An 18295-nucleotide genomic window follows, 5' to 3' on the forward strand; every position below is an offset into this window, starting at 1 on the left:
ATGAAAGGGAGAATCCTATGAATTTTTCTATTATTCGTGTTGCGAGAACGATACTTAATGTAACAGATTTAGACAAATCAAGAGCCTTTTATGTGGATGCTTTAGGTTTTGTTGAAACGGAACGAACAAATGATCACATATATTTACGTGGTTTAGAGGAAGCGCATCATCACTCGCTTATCTTGCAAAAGGCAGAAAAGCCAAGCGTGGAAGTGATAGGATACAAGGTTGAAAAAGAGGAAGACCTTAAAGAATTGGAAACTATTTTCCTTTCCAAGGGAATGAAAATGAAGTGGATGAATGAAGGAACACAGCATGCACTGGGCAAATCACTCCGAGTTCAGGACATTTCAGGCTTGCCAGTGGAATTTTTCAGCAAAATGGATAAAGCCGAGAGATTGCTGCAAAAATTCGATTTGCATAGAGGTTCAAGGGTCCAAAGGATCGATCATGTGAATTGTAGTGTTCCAAATGTGCAAAAAGCCCATGATTTTTATGTGAAAGAATTAGGCTTTGCCTGCTCGGAAGATACTGTCGATGAGTCGGGTCAATTATGGGCCACGTGGCTACATAGAAAACAAACGGTCCATGACCAGGCATTCATGAACGGAATCGGTCCAAGACTTCATCATGTAGGCTTCTTTCTGCCAGATCCCCTTGCGCTTATCCATGCGTGTGATGTGCTGGCATCACTCGGATATGCAGGGTCGATCGAACGCGGGCCCGGAAGACATGGCCTATCCAATGCATTCTTCCTATATTTAAGAGATCCTGACGGTCACAGGATCGAATTATACAATGGGGATTACTTAACGTCTGACCCAGATACCGAACCGATTCATTGGAATCTGGATGATCCAAGGCGTCAGACATTCTGGGGGGCAAAAGCTCCGGATTCATGGTTTGATGAGGCTTCTGCTGTCCTTGATATAATTTCAGGTCAAGAAGTTTCTCTTGAAGAACCGATACTGGAAAAAAGCAAGCCTGAATTCATCATCTGAATGAAGCGGGGATTAGGGTGAAGGGGCGAGCGTCCCATTAAAACTGACTTGACACTCAAGCATTTATAAGCTAAAAAGCATTGCATTACAGCAAGATTTGAAATTGGCGGTCACGACATTTTTTCCACACGCAAGACAAATCATGGATGGCGATCAACACCCCAACATGAATCCATTAGAGCAAAAAGTAATGCAGGAAATAGGTGTAGGAACCTTTATGGTCGTTAAGGGCCAAGTCTATAAAGAAAGTGCACGCCTACTAAAAGATATGTGGTCTGGGGCAGGGCAGCAGTGGGTACTTACTGCTGCCCTATCTGTAAGCGTCAGACGGAAGGAATTCGGGTTGTGAATCGAGGAGCAAAAGGAGCCTGACCTTGGAACCTCCTACAGTAGATTTTTTTTATCCCCTGACTTGCAGTTCATTTGAAATCTTTACAATGGCCTTGCAATTGGATGAGGAGGGGAGCCTATATCCCATTGAGGAGAGATGCTTACAATGGTGAAGATCAGGACTTTTGCTAGGTTACCGTCCTTGGAAATATAAATGCCAGAAGAGGTGTGAAGTGATGGTACAGTTTGAAAAACAAAACCCTGAAGAATCGGAACAAACCAAGCTATTGGATTATGAAAAGATTGTTGTTTCCAAAGAGTTTCAGCAGATGATTTCCGATAAAAAGAAATTTGTCATTCCTTTTACGATTTTTTTTATGGGGTATTCCCTTCTTCTGCCCTTCTTAGTTTTTTACACAGATATCCTGGATCACCCTTTCATTGGAGACATAACATGGGCGTGGGTGTACGGTGTCTCCATTACGGTTATGTCTGTAGGGGTTTGCAGCATATATGTAAGGAAATCAGAAAGAATCGATGAACAAATTAAAAAAATCATCGAGAAAGAAGGGCTTTAACATGAATTGGACAGTTATTATTCTATTTGCGCTAATGTCGATAGGCACCCTTTTCATCACGTATTTCGCATCCAAAAAAACTAAAACGGCAGGTTCTTTTTATACGGCAGGGGGCGGGTTGACAGCTAGGCAAAATGGACTCGCATTGGCCGGGGATTTTATGTCTGCTTCCACTTTTTTAGGATTGATTGGGGCATTTTCCCTAACGGGGTATGATGGTTTTTTCCTGATGTATGGGGCACTTGTTTCATTCCTGGTCGTTTTATTCCTAGTGGCTGAACCTTTACGGAACTTAGGAAAATACACATTGGCTGATATGGTGACTACGAGGTTTAAGTATAAACAGGTCCGGGGAGTGACCGCCTTTAATACTCTGGTGATATCAGTCATGTACATGCTGGGTCAACTTGTTGCGGCAGGTGCTTTATTTAAATTGCTTTTAGACATCCCGTATAATGCATCTGTTATCATCGTAGGTCTTGCAATGTTGGTATTTGTTCTATTTGGAGGGATGACTGCAACGAGTTGGGTGCAGATCATTAAAGCCATCCTGTTAATTGGCGGGGTGTTTATATTATTCATGATTGTCATGTGGAAGTTGAATTTTAATTTCGTCGGAATTTTCTCGGATATGAAAACAGCGACACCTATGGGTGCAGATTATTTGAAGGCAGGTATTAAATATGCCAGTGGTTGGGATGCAGCTTCCTTGTCACTAGGCCTTATTCTAGGAACAGCAGGTCTGCCTCACATTTTAATACGTTTTTTGACTGTCCCGAATGCACAAGTGGCAAGAAAGTCGGTTGTTTGGGTGATGTGGATTATGGGTGCTTTTCACATCATGGTCATTTTTCTCGGGTTCGGTGCAGCGAAGTTGGTTGGAACAACGAATATCATTGCTGCAAACCCAGCAGGGAACATGGCTGCACCATTATTGGCCCAACTTGTGGGCGGGGACATTTTATTCGCCTTTATTGCAGCGGTTTCCTTTGCAACGATACTCGCAGTAGTTGCGGGAATCGTGTTAACAGGTGCTACGGCTTTTTCACATGACTTTTATAATGAAATATTAAAAGATGGAAAAGCAACGGAAAAACAGCAAATGACGATGGCAAGATGGGCTTCCGTAGGTGTGACGGCGCTTGCGATCGTTTTATCATTAGGTCTGCAGGAATTCAATGTAGCGTTTCTAGCATCGATTGCCTTTACATTGGCCGCAAGTTCGAATTTGCCAGTCATCCTTCTTACGATCTATTGGAAAAAATTCAATAAAACCGGTGCAATAGTCGGTATGATGACTGGTCTTTTAGGTACACTTTTGCTCGTAGCCTTAAGTCCAAATGTCTGGAACCCTGTTCCGGGAGCCACCATAATTACAGGTAACCCGATTTTCCCTTTGAATTCACCAGGGATTGTGTCCATTCCGCTTGGGTTCCTGGCATGTTATTTAGGTGCTCTGTTCGGTAACCGCCGGGCAAATTTAAAAACGATAACAAAAGATAATTTTAATGAAATCCTTGTAAAGTCCAATACTGGACATGACGTTAAGGGTGTTGTGCGACATTGAAGGATGTAAAAGCATACCTGCCCTTGTGAATGAACTGGGAAAAATCAGCCATCTATCTAAAGGTGGTTTTCCCCCTTTTATTGGATAAAATTCAAATCCACACAAAATTGATCGGTGAATGAGTATAAATGAAATGAAGATCCATGGATAATGGCAACTCATTCAGAAAAAGTTTCTAGAAATTTGACGGCGCCTTTGGAAAGATAGCGGTCTTCGAGCCATATAAGGGCGGCTTCCGATTTTACTGCACAATCTTTGAATTCGACTATTTTTATCCCCTGAGTTGAAAAAGATTTAGAGGTGGTGCGCGGCATGATAGTAGCACCTATTCCTTCTTTCACTAAAGATAATATCATTGCTGCATCAGGACATTCACATACAATGGCAGGTTCAAATCCATGTCTGAAGCATTCATCCACGATAAGTTCATAAGTACCTTGACCGCTAACCCTATGCAGCAATAAAAGGGGAAATTCTTTAATATGTTTAAATTCAATGGAGTCTGGGATATCCCAATCTTTTGGGGTGACAAGCACAAAATCTTCCGGCTGAAGGTTAATCGCTGAGAATTGCTTACCATTAATAGGAAGCCGTACAATGGCCAACTCGATTTCCCTGTTTATTAAGCCTTCCGTCAAACGAAACGTATCTCCTTCCATTAACTTGAAGCGTATGTCAGGGTATTCTACTCTAAAGGTTCTCATCCTTTGCGGAATGTAAGAAAAGCAAGTTTTTACAGATCCTATGGAAAGAGTGCCCTTTACCCCTTTACTGACTTCCTTCACTTCCAGTAGTGATTCTTCAAACTGGTTTAATAGAGCTTCAGCTTTTTTATATAGGACCTTGCCAGTTTCAGTGAGTTCAAGTTTCTTTCCATTCCGATCGAAAAGCTTTTCACCGATTTCCATTTCCATTAATTTAAGCTGCTGGCTAAGAGGCGGTTGGGCCATATGTAATTTTTTTGCGGCTTTTGTTACTTGTTTTTCCTGAACGATGGTCACAAAATACTTTAACTGCCGGATGTCCATTATATACACCTCATACATATGATTTACATATACATATTGAATTTTTTAAGTATTATATATATATCATAACACATGGTATATTTTGTTATAGTAATTAATTCAATATTTGGAATTTTTTAATTGTAAGCGCTTCATTTATTTTAAAGGGGGATGCAATCATGCCGGCAAAAACAGGTGAAGAATATATTAATAGGGTGGACAACGCAAAGGCGAACGTATGGATAAATGGGGAGCAAGTAAAAGATAAAATCAGTGAACACCCAGCTTTTAAAGGGGTCATGAAAACACAGGCCGAATTATATGACCTCCAGCATGATCCCGGGAAAAAAGATATCATGACTTATATTTCACCAACCTCCAATGAAAGTGTAGGGGCCTCATTCATGCAGCCCCGGACTAAGGAAGATCTTGAAAAAAGGAGGAAAATGATTCAAGAATGGGCAAGACATAATAATGGAATGATGGGACGTTCCCCTGATTACATCAACAGTGGGATGATGGCGTATGGTTCTGCGGCGGATATGTTCGGCACTCAGGATTCGGCATTTGCTAAAAATATGAAAGATTACTATGAGCTCTGCCGGGAAATGGATTTGTCGTTGACACATACGCTGATTCAACCCCAGGTTAATAGGGGAGTTAGTGCGGCAAAGCTTCCGGACCCTTACATCGCTGCACGGATTGCTGGCAAGGATTCAGAAGGGCTAATTATAAAGGGAGCCAGATTATTAGCTACACAAGGCGGAATAACGGATGAAATCATGGTTTTTCCTTCAACGTTGCTTAAACAATCAGAAGAAGAAAACCCTTATGCATTCGCATTCTCCATACCGAATAATACACCGGGGGTAAAATTCATCTGTCGTGAATCATTCGACTATGGCAAATCCAATTTTGACCATCCACTTGGCTCACGATTTGAAGAAATGGATACTATAATCGTTTTTGATGATGTAGTCGTTCCTTGGAACCGGGTATTCGCATATGGGGATGTCGGCATTTGCAACCAGGCTTATAATGAAAGCAATGCGGTTGTTCATATGACCCATCAGGTGGTATCGAAGAATATTGTCAAAACCGAGTTCATTCTGGGTATTTTGCAACTAATGGTGGAAACGATCAATATTGGGCAATACCAGCATGTTCAGGAGAAAATTTCGGAAGTCATCATAGCACTTGAAACGGTAAAAGCTTTCATTACAGCTTCGGAGGCAAACGCAAAAGTGGATAAGTGGGGAATAATGACACCAGATTTCACACCGTTAAACATTGCCCGTAATTATTATCCAAAGATTTACCCTAGATTCAGTGAAATCATGCAGCTTCTTGGGGCTAGTGGCTTAATGGCGATACCAAATGAAGCCGATTTCAATTCGGAGCTTCGACCGGATTTGGATAAATACCTTCAATCCGCTAATGGCGGGGCGTATGACAGGGTTAAACTGTATCGTCTCGCATGGGATGTATGCATGAGTTCATTTGGAACAAGGCAAACACTATATGAGCGCTTCTTTTTTGGGGATCCGGTTCGCATGGCCAGCGCTTTATATACTGGCTATGATAAACAGGAATATGTGGACCGTGTCAAGGAGTTCTTAAACCGTGCTGAAAATCTTGCAGAAATCAACTGAGCCCTGTGGCAGTATGTAACCATAAAGGCCTTCCCGATGCTCAGGAAGGCCTTTAAATATGAAATCTTTTATTTAAATCGGTTATGGATATTATTCTTTTTATATGTGCCAAAATCACTGAATTCCGTAAGCTCCATGGAAAGGGCAAGATATCTCTTTGAGAAGAGGGCTGCCAAATGGGACTCCAGCGTTTCAAAAAGTTGGTCACATACTTTGGTTTTATCCTTGTCATGGCGTCCAGCGCCAATTTTTAGTATGGCATGAACAAAGGCATCATCCTCTGAACCATCGGCAACACGATAATACTTTAATTCAATGGCTCGAGATCGAATGCCGCCAATTGGAAAGATGGAAGGATAGGAGATTAATACATCATTCACTTTCTTTAACAAACCGTCAATCTGGAGTTCATCTTTGATATTATCGGTATATTCTATAATTATATGAGGCATGTGATCCTTCCCTTCCGTTAATTATGAATTTTTAAATGCGACCGATTCCCGTCTTCTCTAAATATATCGTCACCGACTATTGTGCTAACGAGTTTTCCGATACCTTCAATTTCAGTTGTGATTTCATCACCTACAGCAGTATCCGCCAATCCTTCGGGTGTGCCTGTCAATATGATATCGCCTGGACTCAATGTCATGAAGCCGCTGAAATATTCAATTAAATCAGCAATGCTGAATATCATGTCTTTCGTGTTGCCTTCCTGAGTCAATTTTTCGTTGACGTATGTCTTGATGGAAAGATTCGAAGGATCTGGAATATCTTCGGCATCCACTAGCCACGGTCCAATTGGGGTGCAGGTATCGCGATTTTTGACCTTTAAGTTTGGCCGGTAGTAATTCTCCAGATAATCCCGTATTGCATAATCATTTGCAATGGTATATCCACTTACATACTTAAAGGCGTCTGCTTTTTTTATGTTCTTCGCCTTTTTACCGATGACGACTGCCAGTTCACATTCATAATGCATATAAGATGCATCAGAAGGCCGTCTTGTCTGTCCCCGGTGCCCAATAAAGGTATTTGGCCCTTTTAAGAACGCAAGGGGTTCTTCCGGGGCTTTAAAAGCCAGCTCCTTCGCATGGTCGGCATAATTCAAGCCAAGCGCGAATACAGTACGGGGTTCCACCGGGGGAAGCCAGACAACATCTTGCTCATTGACAATCCGGCCATCCGTCAATTGGAGCCGGCCATTATATTCACTTGCTAGATGTATGGCACCTGCATAGGCTACACGGGCTCTCTTCATAAAACCCCCTCCTTTAATAGCTTTACTTCCGAAATGATTGTATTTTCCAAATATCCGATTTCGTCAATTTCAATTCTAATATGATCATCGGCTTTTGCCAGTGGTGCATTCTCAGGAACTCCAACTAGAAGGACGTCACCCGAATTCAGAGTCATGAAGTCTGTTACATCCTCAATGAGGTGGGAAATGGAGCGAATTAGATTTACAGTTGAATTTTCTTGCCTGAGCTCCCCATTTATAAATACACGGATTCCTAATGAATCGGGGTTGGATATGGACTCCTTGGATACGACCCAGGGACCGATCGGGCAAAATCCATCTCGGGCTTTATAACGGATCGCAGGACGGTAAACGCTTTCATGCGGAATGCTAATATCATTGACGATCGTAAAACCTTCTATATAATCCGATGCATGTTCTTTCTTGACCCTAGTGGCCGTTTTATTGATCACTATTCCAAGGGCCGCCCCGATTTCCAATTCAGGTATACCATTTGGAAGGGGAACTGGAGTTGAAAAAGAAGAAAACGTGTTTCTAGGTTTAATATAAAGGATCGGCCCTTTAGGAGGCTCATTATAAGGAGGGTGGCCGATCTTTTCCTTCAATGCTTCCAATGATCCTTTATAGTTTAATAATGTCCCATATACAGTCCCTGAAATAGGGATATCCAACTTTATTTGGGATACATCGTATTTATCACCGTTCATTAATATATAACCGTTCGACAATATATCCATTTCTTCTGAATAATCTGACTTCTTGAGTTTCACTCTTGCTTTTGCCATGGACAATCCCCCTTGATTTTTTATTAATCATATATGATATCGTATATGATTTTTTGTTTAAGTTCAACATTTTTAGACTATTCAGTATAATTAGGTAAAAATTGTTAGGGAAAAGGTTGGTTTCAACAGAAAAATGCCTTGAACATTTAGTTAGGATGGAGCAAATACCATATCAACAAATTCGTTAGTGAAAAAGTGTGCAATATGGCGGATACACCTCGAAAAATTGATAAGAGTGATATAAAAGGCATGCAACCTGATTTATTTGCTTGTAAGCAGGGCTATGGGTATAATAAGTAGAGTAAATTCCTAGTGAGTTAAGCTATTTTTGGAGGGAAATCCCGTGAAAATTACAATAAAAGATGCTAGCAAATTCGTCGATCAAGAAGTTACCATTGGAGGCTGGCTTGCCAGCAAACGTTCCAGTGGTAAAATTGCATTCCTTCAAATCCGTGATGGCTCAGGTTTCATTCAAGGTGTCGTCGTGAAAGCTGATGTGGGTGAAGAAATTTTTGCACGTGCGAAATCGGTTTCGCAAGAGACATCCTTGTATGTAACAGGTGTCATTCAAAAGGATGAACGCTCGCCGTTCGGTTTTGAGTTACAAGTGAAAGATATTGAAATCATTCATGAATCATTGGATTATCCCATTACACCTAAAGCACATGGTCCTGAATTCTTAATGGATAACCGCCATTTGTGGCTGCGTTCAAAACGACAGCATGCAGTCATGAAAATCCGGAATGAAATAATCCGTGCTACATATGAATTCTTTAATGAAGAAGGTTTCGTGAAAGTCGATCCCCCAATTTTAACAGGAAGCGCACCAGAGGGAACGAGTGAATTGTTCGCCACTAAATACTTTGATGAGGATGCATACCTTTCACAAAGTGGTCAGCTTTATATGGAAGCGGCAGCAATGGCACTAGGGAAGGTATTTTCCTTTGGACCTACTTTCAGGGCGGAAAAATCCAAAACAAGACGGCATTTAATCGAGTTCTGGATGATTGAACCAGAAATGGCTTTCATCGAATTCAAAGAAAATCTGGAGGTTCAGGAACAATTCGTATCTTCCATCATCCAATCTGTTTTGAAAAACTGTCAGCTTGAGTTGAATACGCTGGGCCGTGACACAGCGAAGCTTGAACAAATTAAAGCTCCTTTCCCTCGTATTACATATGATGAAGCCATAAAGTTCCTTCATGAACAAGGATTTGATGATATCCAATGGGGTGATGATTTTGGAGCACCGCACGAAACTGCGATAGCAGAAAGTTATGATAAGCCAGTCTTCATAACTCATTATCCAACCAAAATCAAACCTTTTTATATGCAGCCTGCTCCTGACAGGGAAGAAGTCGTTCTTTGTGCCGATTTGATTGCTCCGGAAGGGTACGGAGAAATAATTGGCGGCTCGGAGCGGATTCATGATCAGGAATTGCTTGAACAGAGAATCAATGAGCATGGCTTGAGCGAAGATGCTTACAAATGGTATATGGAATTAAGAAAATACGGATCTGTACCGCATTCAGGCTTCGGTTTGGGGTTAGAACGTACCGTTGCTTGGATCAGTGGTGTTGAACATGTCCGTGAAACCATTCCGTTCCCACGTCTATTAAATCGTTTATATCCTTGATCTCGTAATGAAGCGGTTATCTTGCCATATTGGGCAGATAACCGTTTTTTGTTAAAATTATAAGCTTATTAGGGGAGCCATATTCATGTTATACTTAATCAGAGGTGTCCAATAACATGAATAAAGAACATTTATATGCGTGGTTTAAGGAAGGAACGATAACGATTCCATCCTTTTTGTTGACTAACTATAAGAAAATGGGACTGAATGAACAAGAAATGGTCCTATTATTACAATTGCAAAGCTTTATCGATAAAGGTAACCATTTCCCTGCACCATCCCAACTATCTGACCGAATGACATTGCAGGAAACGGAATGTCTATTCTTAATCCAGCGTTTGGTTCAAAGGGGATTTGTTGAAATGGTGGTTGAAGGAAGTCAAGAAATCGGACAGGAAAAATATTCGTTGGCTCCACTTTATGAAAAAATGATGGACTGCTTCTTAAAAACTTTGAAACAGTCAGAGTCAGCTGAGGTCCAAAAAGAGGGAGAGAGCCTTTATACGATTTTTGAACAGGAGTTCGGCCGCCCTTTATCTCCATTTGAATGTGAAACATTGGCAATGTGGATGGAGGACGACCATCAACCTGAAATCATTAAGACAGCTCTTAGAGAGTCAGTCATTTCCGGTAAATTGAATTTCCGATACATTGATCGAATTTTGTTCGAGTGGAAAAAGAATGGAATTAAAACCTTGGAACAGGCAAGGGAGCAAGGAAAAAAATTTAGAGTGCATCAAAAGAGGGACCGAAAAACGGAAACTGCACAACCATTGAAAGATGTGCCCTTTTATAACTGGCTCGAGCAGTAATGTAAATTGAAGGAGAACCAATATGTTGAATAAAGCTCAAGTTCGATATTGTCTGGATACAATGGGTGAAATGTTTCCAGATGCCCATTGTGAGCTGAATCACTCCAATCCATTTGAATTGGTGATTGCTGTTGCTCTGTCAGCTCAATGTACAGATGTATTAGTGAATAAAGTCACGAAGGATTTATTTCAAAAATATAAAAGGCCTGAGGATTACATAAGCGTTCCGGTAGAAGAGTTGGAAAATGACATTCGCTCAATCGGTTTGTTTCGTAACAAGGCTAAGAACATTCAAAAGTTGTCGCGAATGCTGATCGAAGAATACGGTAAGGAAGTTCCCAGGGACCGTGATGAGCTTGTTAAATTGCCTGGCGTGGGCAGAAAGACGGCGAATGTAGTCGTTTCAGTTGCGTATGATGTGCCAGCGATAGCTGTAGATACCCATGTAGAGAGGGTTTCCAAGCGCCTGGGATTATGCCGCTGGAAGGATAGTGTCCTCGATGTTGAGAAAACGTTGATGGCTAAGATACCGAAGGATGAATGGTCCGTTACGCATCACCGTCTGATATTCTTTGGACGCTATCATTGCAAGGCCCAGTCACCAAGATGTGAAACCTGCCCACTCCTAGAAGTATGCCGTGAAGGAAAAAAAAGAATGAAAAGGAAAGAAGCCAATTGACGCAGTCCATATCATTAAAAGTCCCGGCCGAATTGGACCATCCGTTCTTTTTCCCTGAAAAGGAAACCATTTTGGAAAAAGAATGCTATACAGGATGGAATGGATCAATCCCATTCGAGGCTTTCCCGTATGAGATACTTTATTATAATAATGTAGTGTCGTATGCTCCTTGGACCAAGGGGGCAATGCATATAAAGGAACTACTGGAAAAATGGAAGGGAATAGACACCGAATGCAGCATACTATTTTCAGAGCGAAAAGCGGGAAGGACCTTGGGACTCATGAAGCAGGGTATCGGTTTATTTTTAAATGCAGTCTTCTGGATACATGGAAAGCCAGTAGTATTGAGTGACTGCCAAGTGCAAATAGAGTCCTTTCATAATATTCCGGTGAACGCGGCTGAAAGGGTTTCTTTCATCCTTGCAAGACCCGCTTCTTTCCATTCTTATAGACAACTTAGTGAGTTGTTCCGAGAATTTGAGAAACTATATGTGAAGTTCATGATCATAAATAAGAATAATAGAAACGTCTAAGCTTTTAGCTTAGACGCAAACTGTAGACAAACTCGATAAAAAATTGAGTTTGTCTACAGTTTTTTTGGGGGTTTGTAATTTAAACATTGATTGGAACGTAGGGAACCCGCTTTCCGCGGGAGGTCCGCCCTCGGCGCCCTTTGCGCCTGCGGGGTCTCCATTGGACACGCTTTTCCCGCAGGTTTCACGCACACCCGGTCCAATCAACTTTGTTTTAACATTTAGACAGAACCCCGTTTGCCAACAGTCCTTTTTGTTTTAAAAGAAGAACTTGAGGTGAAAGTATTCCAAGGTAGGACGCCTAAGTATAGATCCAGTTATTTGTACAAACTGACATTCATTAAACATACCATTGGTATTCGCGATGGCCAACTGGGCTTGCCGAGGGCCAGAAAAGGTCTTTCTCTATAACTGCTTCAAATCCAATAAAAAATGAAAAAGGTTTCGGAATGTACTCATTCCGAAACCTTTTTGTCTACAAACTCTCTAAGCATTTAGCTTAGACGTTTAATAGTCAATCTTTGTTTTCTTTATCCTTGTCTTTCTCTTTTTCTGGTTCAGGAGCCGGGTTAGGGTCAGGGGTTTCGCCTGGTTTTTCTTCTTCTACAGTCCCAGGGTCGGTGACAATATCCCCACCTCCAACGTCTTCATCATCCTTATTGCCTTTTCCATCATCAGTATTGTTTCCATTTCCATTATTATCAGTGTTTCCATTATCAATTCCATTTCCGTTGTTGCCGTTGTTGCCGTTGTTGCCGTTGTTATTTTTACCTTCGTCTTGCTTATCTTCTTCGCCCTCAGCAGGAGTTTCTTGTTCTGGATTTTCACCCTCTGCCGGATCTTTAATCTCCTCGTCAGTACCCTTAGGATCTTCCGCTTCTGCAGGGATTTCGACCGATGTACTGGCAGGATCACTTAGTTGGTTATCCACTATGGCTACCACTGAGAAAGTATATTTACTTCCAGGGGTTGGATTAGGGATCGTTAAACTAGTATCCTTCGATTTTTTTAACACGCTCTGTGCTCCGCCATCAACGGACATCATAACCTCGAATTTGGCATTACCTTTAGGATATGACCATGATAGATTGATTTCATTACTTTCCTTATCGTAAGAAGCGTTAATGCCAGGTGAATCGACTTTCTCATATTCTGTCGTCACTTGTGTTGGCTCGTGACCTTTAACATAATATTCATAAGTGATTTTATCGCTTGGTGTATATTGATTGGCTTTAACAGCTGGATTGGAACCTTTTATGATTCCAACCTTCACAACACTGTCAGGTTGATTAAAGTCTTTCGTTTCTTTTGACTGAGCCATATGTTCCATCAAGTTCTTGAAAATTGATTTAGGGATCCTTTGAGATGAATCGCCAAGATATTCCATTTTATTGCCTGGTGCATTATCATATCCAGCCCATACTGCGACTGTATAATTGGTTGTATAACCCGCCATCCAGCTATCTTTTACACCGGAGGCTGGGATGTTGTTCCGTGCACGCTGGTCAGGCGTGAAATTGGTTGAACCCGTTTTACCGGCTACTGGAAGATTAGGTATATTGGCTAGCCTTCCTGTTCCATAAGGTTCTTTAATGACGCTCTTCAACATGTCCGTCACGATGAAAGCCGTGGAATCTTTCATGACCGGTTTCGATTCCGTCTTGTTTTTGATGGTGGTTTTGTCACGTAAAACAATCTTTGTCACACTATGCGGTTTATTATAAATACCGTTGTTTCCGAATGAACTGTATGCACCGGCAAGTTCAAGCGTAGAAACGTCTTGACCGCCTCCAATTGCAGCAGATTCACTTATTTCATTCTTGAAAGGCATGCCAAGGTCAACGGCAAAATCACGCGCCCGGTCCAAGCCGACTGCTTGAAGCGTCTTTAAGGCAGGGATATTTAATGACCGTGCTAGTGCTTCGCGAGCTGTTACAGTACCATAATGTCTCCCGGAAGCATTTTTAAGCGGTGTTCCATCACTGTAGGTATATTCCTCATCTTTGATTGGATGGTAGGTGGACCAATTTAAATATTCTACGGCAGGACCATAATCCAGAATTGGCTTAATGGTCGAACCAGGTGAACGCTTGGCGTCCGTTGCATAATTCCAGCCGCGTTTAACCGTCGTGTTCCTGCCGCCGCCAACTGCTTTAATTTCACCAGTTTCAGTATCTAGTAAGGTGACTCCAGCTTGGAGATCTTTACTTGGATAATTGATGATTTCATTACTGTTCAACATTTTATAGACATATTCTTGGGCATCTTTATCAATGGTCGTATGGATTTCCAAACCATCGGTAAAGACGTTATAGTCACCCATTTGTCCGACTTCCTCAATGACCAAATCGATGAATGCATCATAAGCAGTCGTGTCTTTTTTGCTTTTATCGATTTCTTGAAGTCCTTCTGTTATATCGATGCTTTGTGCATTTTTCATTTCCTGTTCAGTGATATATCCATGTTTATTCATTAAGTGAAGGACAATATCACGGCGTTCTTTCGCGCGTTCTGGGTGTTTATAAGGGTCATAACGGCTTGGGCTTTGCGGTAAACCTACAAGCATGGCCACTTCATTCAATTTCAATTCGCTTAGTTCTTTTCCATAATAAGTATGGGAAGCAGTTAATATCCCGTTTGCACGGTTTGCAAAGAAAATCTTATTCACATACATTTCGAAAATTTCTTGTTTTGTATATTTTCTTTCAAGCTGTATGGCTAGCCACATTTCCTGGACTTTCCTTTTAATGGTCTTATCAGGTGTTAAATAAGAACGCTTGATAACCTGCTGCGTCAATGTACTTGCACCCTCTGAGCCGAATCCGTGTTTGAAGTTGGCTATGACGGCACTGCCCAGACGCAAGAAATCCACCCCGTGGTGTTTATAAAAGCGTGAATCTTCCGTAGCTAGGAAAGCATCTTCGACACGTTTGGGAATGTCTTCATAATTTACATAATCCCGGTTTTCTGTTCCGACTTCGGCTAGCAATTTACCATTTTCATCGAGAATTTTGGATGTGACTGGATCTTTTAAAAGCTTTTCATCAAGTTTTGGAGCATCGCTTATAAAGTAAGCCATTGCAGCTCCTCCGCCAACCAAGCCTATAATTCCGATTGTAACAAGTATAAGGAAAATGCGCTTAAGCATATTGGTTGGCTTCTTAGGACCTTTGTTCGGTTCCTTTTTTTGTGTCTGCCCCTGCTTTCGGCGTTCTTCTCTAGTATTATATTTTTCAGCCATTACAGCTAACCTGCCTTTCTAAAAAAACTAAAAATTTTCTGAGATGAGCGAATCTACTACTTTAATATAGTCAATTCTCGGTTGAAAGCCAAGAGTAATCTTTCGTGAACAGCTTTCAACTTCTTGAAGAGTTATAGATTTGCGTCCGCCGTCTTTCATTCTCTTCCAATAAAAACTAAGTTGTTCAGAACCCATTAGATATATATCATCCATTGCGGAAAACCGGATGATGACAAATGCAATTCCGTCATGCTGAACGATGTGTTTCATATGTTCAATTTGATGGTCATGAAAATTTTTCAGAGGGAACGAACTGCTGTTTTTCGTTTCCTTTGCCTCAAAATCAATGTACTTTCCTTTATAAACACCATTGTAATCGGTGGTCGATGCTTGTTTGAAGTAGGCTTCTTTAATGACTGCAGCACTTCTCTTCGGGTAATGGACATCAACAATTTGAATGGGTGTCGGTTTTTTATGAATGACGGCAATGCCGTGTGCTAAATAAAACTGATTGGTTTCGTTCAAATCGTCTTCCAATGTTTTTCCCCGGTTGCTATAACTGATTTTTTTTAGTGGGCTTTTCTTTTCTTCCATAGCCTGCGGTACAAATCTTCGTCCATTGGGATAATGAAATGCCACTTTTACCCCTCCTTTTTTTCACTTATCTATATTAGCAAAAAAAGAATCCAATATGTGAATAAAAAGAATTGTTTCTTTGAACGATAGGATTTATGTACAACTAAATGTCACAATTAATCGCTATGGAAAGGATGGGCACATAGATGCAAGTGTTGAATACGGAAAAGCAAATGCTCCATTCCATAAAAGTCCAAACCGCGAAAGGGAATAGGGATAATATATCAAGAACAAAGGCATATGAACAATTTTTCAGAAACCACCCAGAAATACAATGGTCTTTTTTAGCCGGGATGGTTTCTAGAAATGCAGGCTGGAATATGTGTGACCTTGAAGGAATATGGTATTCCCATTTGCTTAGCCTTAAATACAGGCATCACCTATTCCTAACTTATGAAGAAGCCAATTGGAGAATATTCCAGGATGCGTATCCTCAATTGCTTCTCTATCATTATTCGACGAAGTATGGGCGTCCAATGTTTCATTTATGTCATTATTTTTTTATTACTGAATTCATGACGAACGAATGGTATTCCTTTTGGAAACATGGAAATCGTGAAAAGTTAGTCACTGCGCTTATAATAAATGAACAAAACGTCATTGAAAAGCCTGTTATTAAAAAGCAAACTTTCGTTTTTCATTCTATATTATTTTTCCTGCAGGACTGGATGCATTTTAGCACTGTATTATTTCCTACCTGCAATGGTAAGCTGTATGGTTCGTCCGTTTCGAATTTTAGAAATATCGATAAAAGGATTGAATTGGGGAAAAGGTTGGCCGGCCTTTTATTTTCTGAAGATTTGTTTCCGTTATTTTATGAATTTTCCTGCAGGACTGAACCAACCGGGGCTAGATTTGATTACGAACAATATCGAAAAAAGCCTAGGTACCATGAAACCCCGATGCTGAGGGGAGTTTATCCATTGATTCATCATCAAGCAGGGGGGACAGAGCAATGGGATGTGAATAAAAGGATTAAAAAAGATTGGTTTATTGAACCCCAATGGGAGGAAGACCCGGAATTGACCGATTGGTATGACCATAAACAAAAGCAGCTGCACACCGCTGCAATGATCAAAAAGTGGTTTTTTTAAAAGGAAACAGGGAAGGCGTCGATTATGCCTTCCCTGTTAATTGTACAAGTATTGATGCCTTACGTTGAGGGGCGGTTTTCCCCACTAAGTTTCGGGTTTCCCGTTCCTGCCTTTTTAGTAGGCGGCTTTTGTCGTTTTTCGTTTTCTTGCTGTCTGCTTTCATTCGACTGCATAAAATCACCTCCTGTCTGTATTTTTGTTTAAAACTCCATTCTTCATTCTGCCATTGTTGTCGAAGGGCATAATAAATTAAGTGAATAGCACTTTCTTTGCCGATTCCCTTCTAGTTTTGTCAACCTTGAAGGGCTTTCTACTAAAAAAAAGAATAGTACACGTATAGAATGGAGGGATCAGCATGGTCAATAAAAGTGTCTCAACAGAGGAAATATTAAGGATGATAGCTGAGATCAGTACCAGCCTGGATCGTTTGGAAATTTCATATGGGGAAACTGTAAATACAGTGAGGTGCAAACTTTGGGCAGAGCAATATACATTGGTTAACAATGTCCAGGAAGCCATTGAGAAAGCCGAGGATTATTGGGTGAATGCTGAAGGTGTAAACCATTCCTTTTCCATTGTTCTGGAAAAACCAATTATAAAGCACAAGGTTTTCACCGAATTGCACGTATAAGCCGATAGAATTTCCTTTTATAAAGAACTGGATTATACTAAGAGGAAACAAATGTGCGGAGGAATATATTGTGCAAAAAGAGAAACTGCAGCTATTAACCGAACAATTAATAAAATATACGGTCCAAGCGGATGATATCTATGAGGATGTACGCAAAGAAGAAAAGGAAAAGGATTTCTTTTCGGAAGTCAAGCCGTTTGCTGATCAGGTCAGGTCCTCATGCATCGATTGGGAAAACGGAATGAAGGAGTGGATGAAAGAAACCGAGTTTAAGCATCTTTTCCCCGAGCAAATCGAACAAACCGCTCATAACCTTTCTGATGTGGCCGTTCAGGCATTCTTTCCTAAAACCAGTTACAAGCGATTTAAAAGTCATGTCCAATCAGTCGAATTTATCCTTCATAATGTAAAAGCGGAGATCGATCGGATTTTATCATAAAAACACCTACACTTTATTTCCTCTTTTTTCATATATTATCAGAACCATGTAATGAAAAAAGAGGAGGGCTCATTGAACATGATGAGATCCGGTTTTAACCAAGTCTCCCCAAATCAAGGACAGTATCCTCAATCAATGCCGGAATATTGGGAAGGGTACCAGCAGCCAATACAGTATCCTCTGCAAAATAATCATAATCTTGAACGGCCATTAATGTATCCATATCATACCCAGGATACAGGGGGCTATATGACGCCATATCATGATCCTTATCAGCAGGCGGCCTTTCATCCATTCCAACAAATTCAGCAGCAGGCGATGCCTGTTGGAGCTTATCCGAGCAACAGTGTAATGCAGCCAATACCGCAAATACCGCAAATGCAGCCAATGCCGCAAATGCCACAAATGCAGCCAAT

Annotated in this window: 19 protein-coding genes; 12 read left to right on the forward strand and 7 right to left on the reverse strand. The window is 41.0% G+C overall.

Annotated features, from left to right (window positions below):
- Positions 1 to 17: 17 nt before the first annotated feature.
- The 4 genes from hpaD (at position 18) to N9I19_RS10850 (ending at position 3476) form a co-directional block, all read left to right on the forward strand.
- Positions 18 to 1001 carry a 3,4-dihydroxyphenylacetate 2,3-dioxygenase gene (hpaD, locus tag N9I19_RS10835; RefSeq protein ID WP_089363227.1) on the forward strand — a complete coding sequence of 328 codons (984 nt, stop codon included), beginning with the start codon at positions 18 to 20 and terminating at the stop codon, positions 999 to 1001.
- A gap of 103 nt (positions 1002 to 1104) precedes the next feature.
- Positions 1105 to 1350, forward strand: coding sequence for a hypothetical protein (locus N9I19_RS10840; protein ID WP_317777787.1), 246 nt, complete (start codon positions 1105 to 1107; stop codon positions 1348 to 1350).
- Between the two features lie 217 nt (positions 1351 to 1567).
- Positions 1568 to 1909, forward strand: coding sequence for a DUF485 domain-containing protein (locus N9I19_RS10845; protein ID WP_061463843.1), 342 nt, complete (start codon positions 1568 to 1570; stop codon positions 1907 to 1909).
- 1 nt (position 1910) lies between these two features.
- Positions 1911 to 3476, forward strand: coding sequence for a solute symporter family protein (locus N9I19_RS10850; protein ID WP_317777788.1), 1566 nt, complete (start codon positions 1911 to 1913; stop codon positions 3474 to 3476).
- Between the two features lie 158 nt (positions 3477 to 3634).
- Here N9I19_RS10850 and N9I19_RS10855 read toward each other — a convergent pair whose 3' ends face one another.
- Entirely contained in the window at positions 3635 to 4504 is an 870-nt protein-coding gene (locus tag N9I19_RS10855) for a LysR family transcriptional regulator (protein ID WP_061463841.1), read from the reverse strand.
- 158 nt (positions 4505 to 4662) lie between these two features.
- Between N9I19_RS10855 and hpaB the strand changes: the two genes are divergently transcribed.
- A complete protein-coding gene (gene hpaB, locus N9I19_RS10860; protein WP_089363178.1) occupies positions 4663 to 6135 on the forward strand; it encodes a 4-hydroxyphenylacetate 3-monooxygenase, oxygenase component in 1473 nt (490 codons plus the stop codon).
- Between the two features lie 68 nt (positions 6136 to 6203).
- Here hpaB and N9I19_RS10865 read toward each other — a convergent pair whose 3' ends face one another.
- The 3 genes from N9I19_RS10865 to N9I19_RS10875 are packed head-to-tail and all read right to left on the reverse strand — an operon-like array spanning position 6204 to position 8178.
- Positions 6204 to 6587 carry a 5-carboxymethyl-2-hydroxymuconate Delta-isomerase gene (locus tag N9I19_RS10865; protein WP_317777789.1) on the reverse strand — a complete coding sequence of 128 codons (384 nt, stop codon included), beginning with the start codon at positions 6585 to 6587 and terminating at the stop codon, positions 6204 to 6206.
- Between the two features lie 17 nt (positions 6588 to 6604).
- The gene (locus N9I19_RS10870; RefSeq protein ID WP_317777790.1) at positions 6605 to 7393 is read right to left on the reverse strand and encodes a fumarylacetoacetate hydrolase family protein; all 789 of its coding nucleotides are present in this window, start codon (positions 7391 to 7393) and stop codon (positions 6605 to 6607) included.
- Positions 7390 to 8178: a fumarylacetoacetate hydrolase family protein gene (locus N9I19_RS10875; protein ID WP_317777791.1), complete on the reverse strand. Its 789-nt coding sequence runs from the start codon at positions 8176 to 8178 to the stop codon at positions 7390 to 7392. The genes N9I19_RS10870 and N9I19_RS10875 overlap by 4 nt, the downstream gene beginning before the upstream one ends.
- Positions 8179 to 8521: 343 nt before the next feature.
- Here N9I19_RS10875 and asnS point away from each other — a divergent pair, with 343 nt between their 5' ends.
- The 4 genes from asnS to N9I19_RS10895 all read left to right on the forward strand — a co-directional run bounded on the left by asnS (position 8522) and on the right by N9I19_RS10895 (position 11838).
- Positions 8522 to 9814, forward strand: coding sequence for an asparagine--tRNA ligase (gene asnS, locus N9I19_RS10880; protein ID WP_061463836.1), 1293 nt, complete (start codon positions 8522 to 8524; stop codon positions 9812 to 9814).
- A gap of 116 nt (positions 9815 to 9930) precedes the next feature.
- Positions 9931 to 10626: a DnaD domain-containing protein gene (locus tag N9I19_RS10885; protein ID WP_317777792.1), complete on the forward strand. Its 696-nt coding sequence runs from the start codon at positions 9931 to 9933 to the stop codon at positions 10624 to 10626.
- 22 nt (positions 10627 to 10648) lie between these two features.
- Positions 10649 to 11305, forward strand: a complete 657-nt coding sequence (nth, locus tag N9I19_RS10890) for an endonuclease III (protein ID WP_089363183.1) — start codon at positions 10649 to 10651, stop codon at positions 11303 to 11305.
- Positions 11302 to 11838 (forward strand): YpoC family protein, encoded by a 537-nt coding sequence (locus N9I19_RS10895; RefSeq protein WP_317777793.1) that lies wholly within the window; start codon positions 11302 to 11304, stop codon positions 11836 to 11838. The genes nth and N9I19_RS10895 overlap by 4 nt, the downstream gene beginning before the upstream one ends.
- Before the next feature lie 514 nt (positions 11839 to 12352).
- On the opposite strand, the gene N9I19_RS10900 is transcribed toward N9I19_RS10895, so the two are convergent.
- Together N9I19_RS10900 and recU are read right to left on the reverse strand one after the other, a co-directional pair.
- A complete protein-coding gene (locus N9I19_RS10900) occupies positions 12353 to 15079 on the reverse strand; it encodes a PBP1A family penicillin-binding protein (RefSeq protein WP_317777794.1) in 2727 nt (908 codons plus the stop codon).
- Between the two features lie 27 nt (positions 15080 to 15106).
- Positions 15107 to 15718 carry a Holliday junction resolvase RecU gene (gene recU, locus N9I19_RS10905; RefSeq protein ID WP_317777795.1) on the reverse strand — a complete coding sequence of 204 codons (612 nt, stop codon included), beginning with the start codon at positions 15716 to 15718 and terminating at the stop codon, positions 15107 to 15109.
- Positions 15719 to 15861: 143 nt separating this feature from the next.
- Here recU and N9I19_RS10910 point away from each other — a divergent pair, with 143 nt between their 5' ends.
- From N9I19_RS10910 to N9I19_RS10920, 3 genes are all read left to right on the forward strand, one after another.
- A complete protein-coding gene (locus N9I19_RS10910) occupies positions 15862 to 16809 on the forward strand; it encodes a DUF2515 family protein (protein WP_089363187.1) in 948 nt (315 codons plus the stop codon).
- A gap of 355 nt (positions 16810 to 17164) precedes the next feature.
- Entirely contained in the window at positions 17165 to 17440 is a 276-nt protein-coding gene (locus tag N9I19_RS10915) for a hypothetical protein (RefSeq protein WP_089363188.1), read from the forward strand.
- Between the two features lie 70 nt (positions 17441 to 17510).
- Entirely contained in the window at positions 17511 to 17879 is a 369-nt protein-coding gene (locus N9I19_RS10920; protein WP_061463829.1) for a YppE family protein, read from the forward strand.
- A 94-nt stretch (positions 17880 to 17973) separates the two neighbouring features.
- On the opposite strand, the gene N9I19_RS10925 is transcribed toward N9I19_RS10920, so the two are convergent.
- Complete coding sequence (locus N9I19_RS10925; RefSeq protein ID WP_317777796.1) at positions 17974 to 18294, reverse strand: hypothetical protein; 321 nt, start codon at positions 18292 to 18294, stop codon at positions 17974 to 17976.
- Position 18295 lies beyond the last annotated feature (1 nt).

It is taken from the genome of Peribacillus sp. CSMR9 (genome assembly GCF_033141925.1).
In the GTDB taxonomy this organism is placed as follows: Bacteria; Bacillota; Bacilli; order Bacillales; family DSM-1321; genus Peribacillus; species Peribacillus simplex_A.

Excerpts from the sequence above, each read along its gene's own strand:
- hpaD (WP_089363227.1), top strand. The coding sequence starts at position 18 with ATGAATTTTTCTATTATTCGTGTTGCGAGAACGATACTTAATGTAACA.
- N9I19_RS10845 (WP_061463843.1), top strand. The coding sequence starts at position 1,568 with ATGGTACAGTTTGAAAAACAAAACCCTGAAGAATCGGAACAAACCAAG.
- N9I19_RS10850 (WP_317777788.1), top strand. The coding sequence starts at position 1,911 with ATGAATTGGACAGTTATTATTCTATTTGCGCTAATGTCGATAGGCACC.
- N9I19_RS10855 (WP_061463841.1), bottom strand. The coding sequence starts at position 4,504 with ATGGACATCCGGCAGTTAAAGTATTTTGTGACCATCGTTCAGGAAAAA.
- hpaB (WP_089363178.1), top strand. The coding sequence starts at position 4,663 with ATGCCGGCAAAAACAGGTGAAGAATATATTAATAGGGTGGACAACGCA.
- N9I19_RS10865 (WP_317777789.1), bottom strand. The coding sequence starts at position 6,587 with ATGCCTCATATAATTATAGAATATACCGATAATATCAAAGATGAACTC.
- N9I19_RS10870 (WP_317777790.1), bottom strand. The coding sequence starts at position 7,393 with ATGAAGAGAGCCCGTGTAGCCTATGCAGGTGCCATACATCTAGCAAGT.
- N9I19_RS10875 (WP_317777791.1), bottom strand. The coding sequence starts at position 8,178 with ATGGCAAAAGCAAGAGTGAAACTCAAGAAGTCAGATTATTCAGAAGAA.
- N9I19_RS10885 (WP_317777792.1), top strand. The coding sequence starts at position 9,931 with ATGAATAAAGAACATTTATATGCGTGGTTTAAGGAAGGAACGATAACG.
- nth (WP_089363183.1), top strand. The coding sequence starts at position 10,649 with ATGTTGAATAAAGCTCAAGTTCGATATTGTCTGGATACAATGGGTGAA.
- N9I19_RS10900 (WP_317777794.1), bottom strand. The coding sequence starts at position 15,079 with ATGGCTGAAAAATATAATACTAGAGAAGAACGCCGAAAGCAGGGGCAG.
- N9I19_RS10910 (WP_089363187.1), top strand. The coding sequence starts at position 15,862 with ATGCAAGTGTTGAATACGGAAAAGCAAATGCTCCATTCCATAAAAGTC.
- N9I19_RS10915 (WP_089363188.1), top strand. The coding sequence starts at position 17,165 with ATGGTCAATAAAAGTGTCTCAACAGAGGAAATATTAAGGATGATAGCT.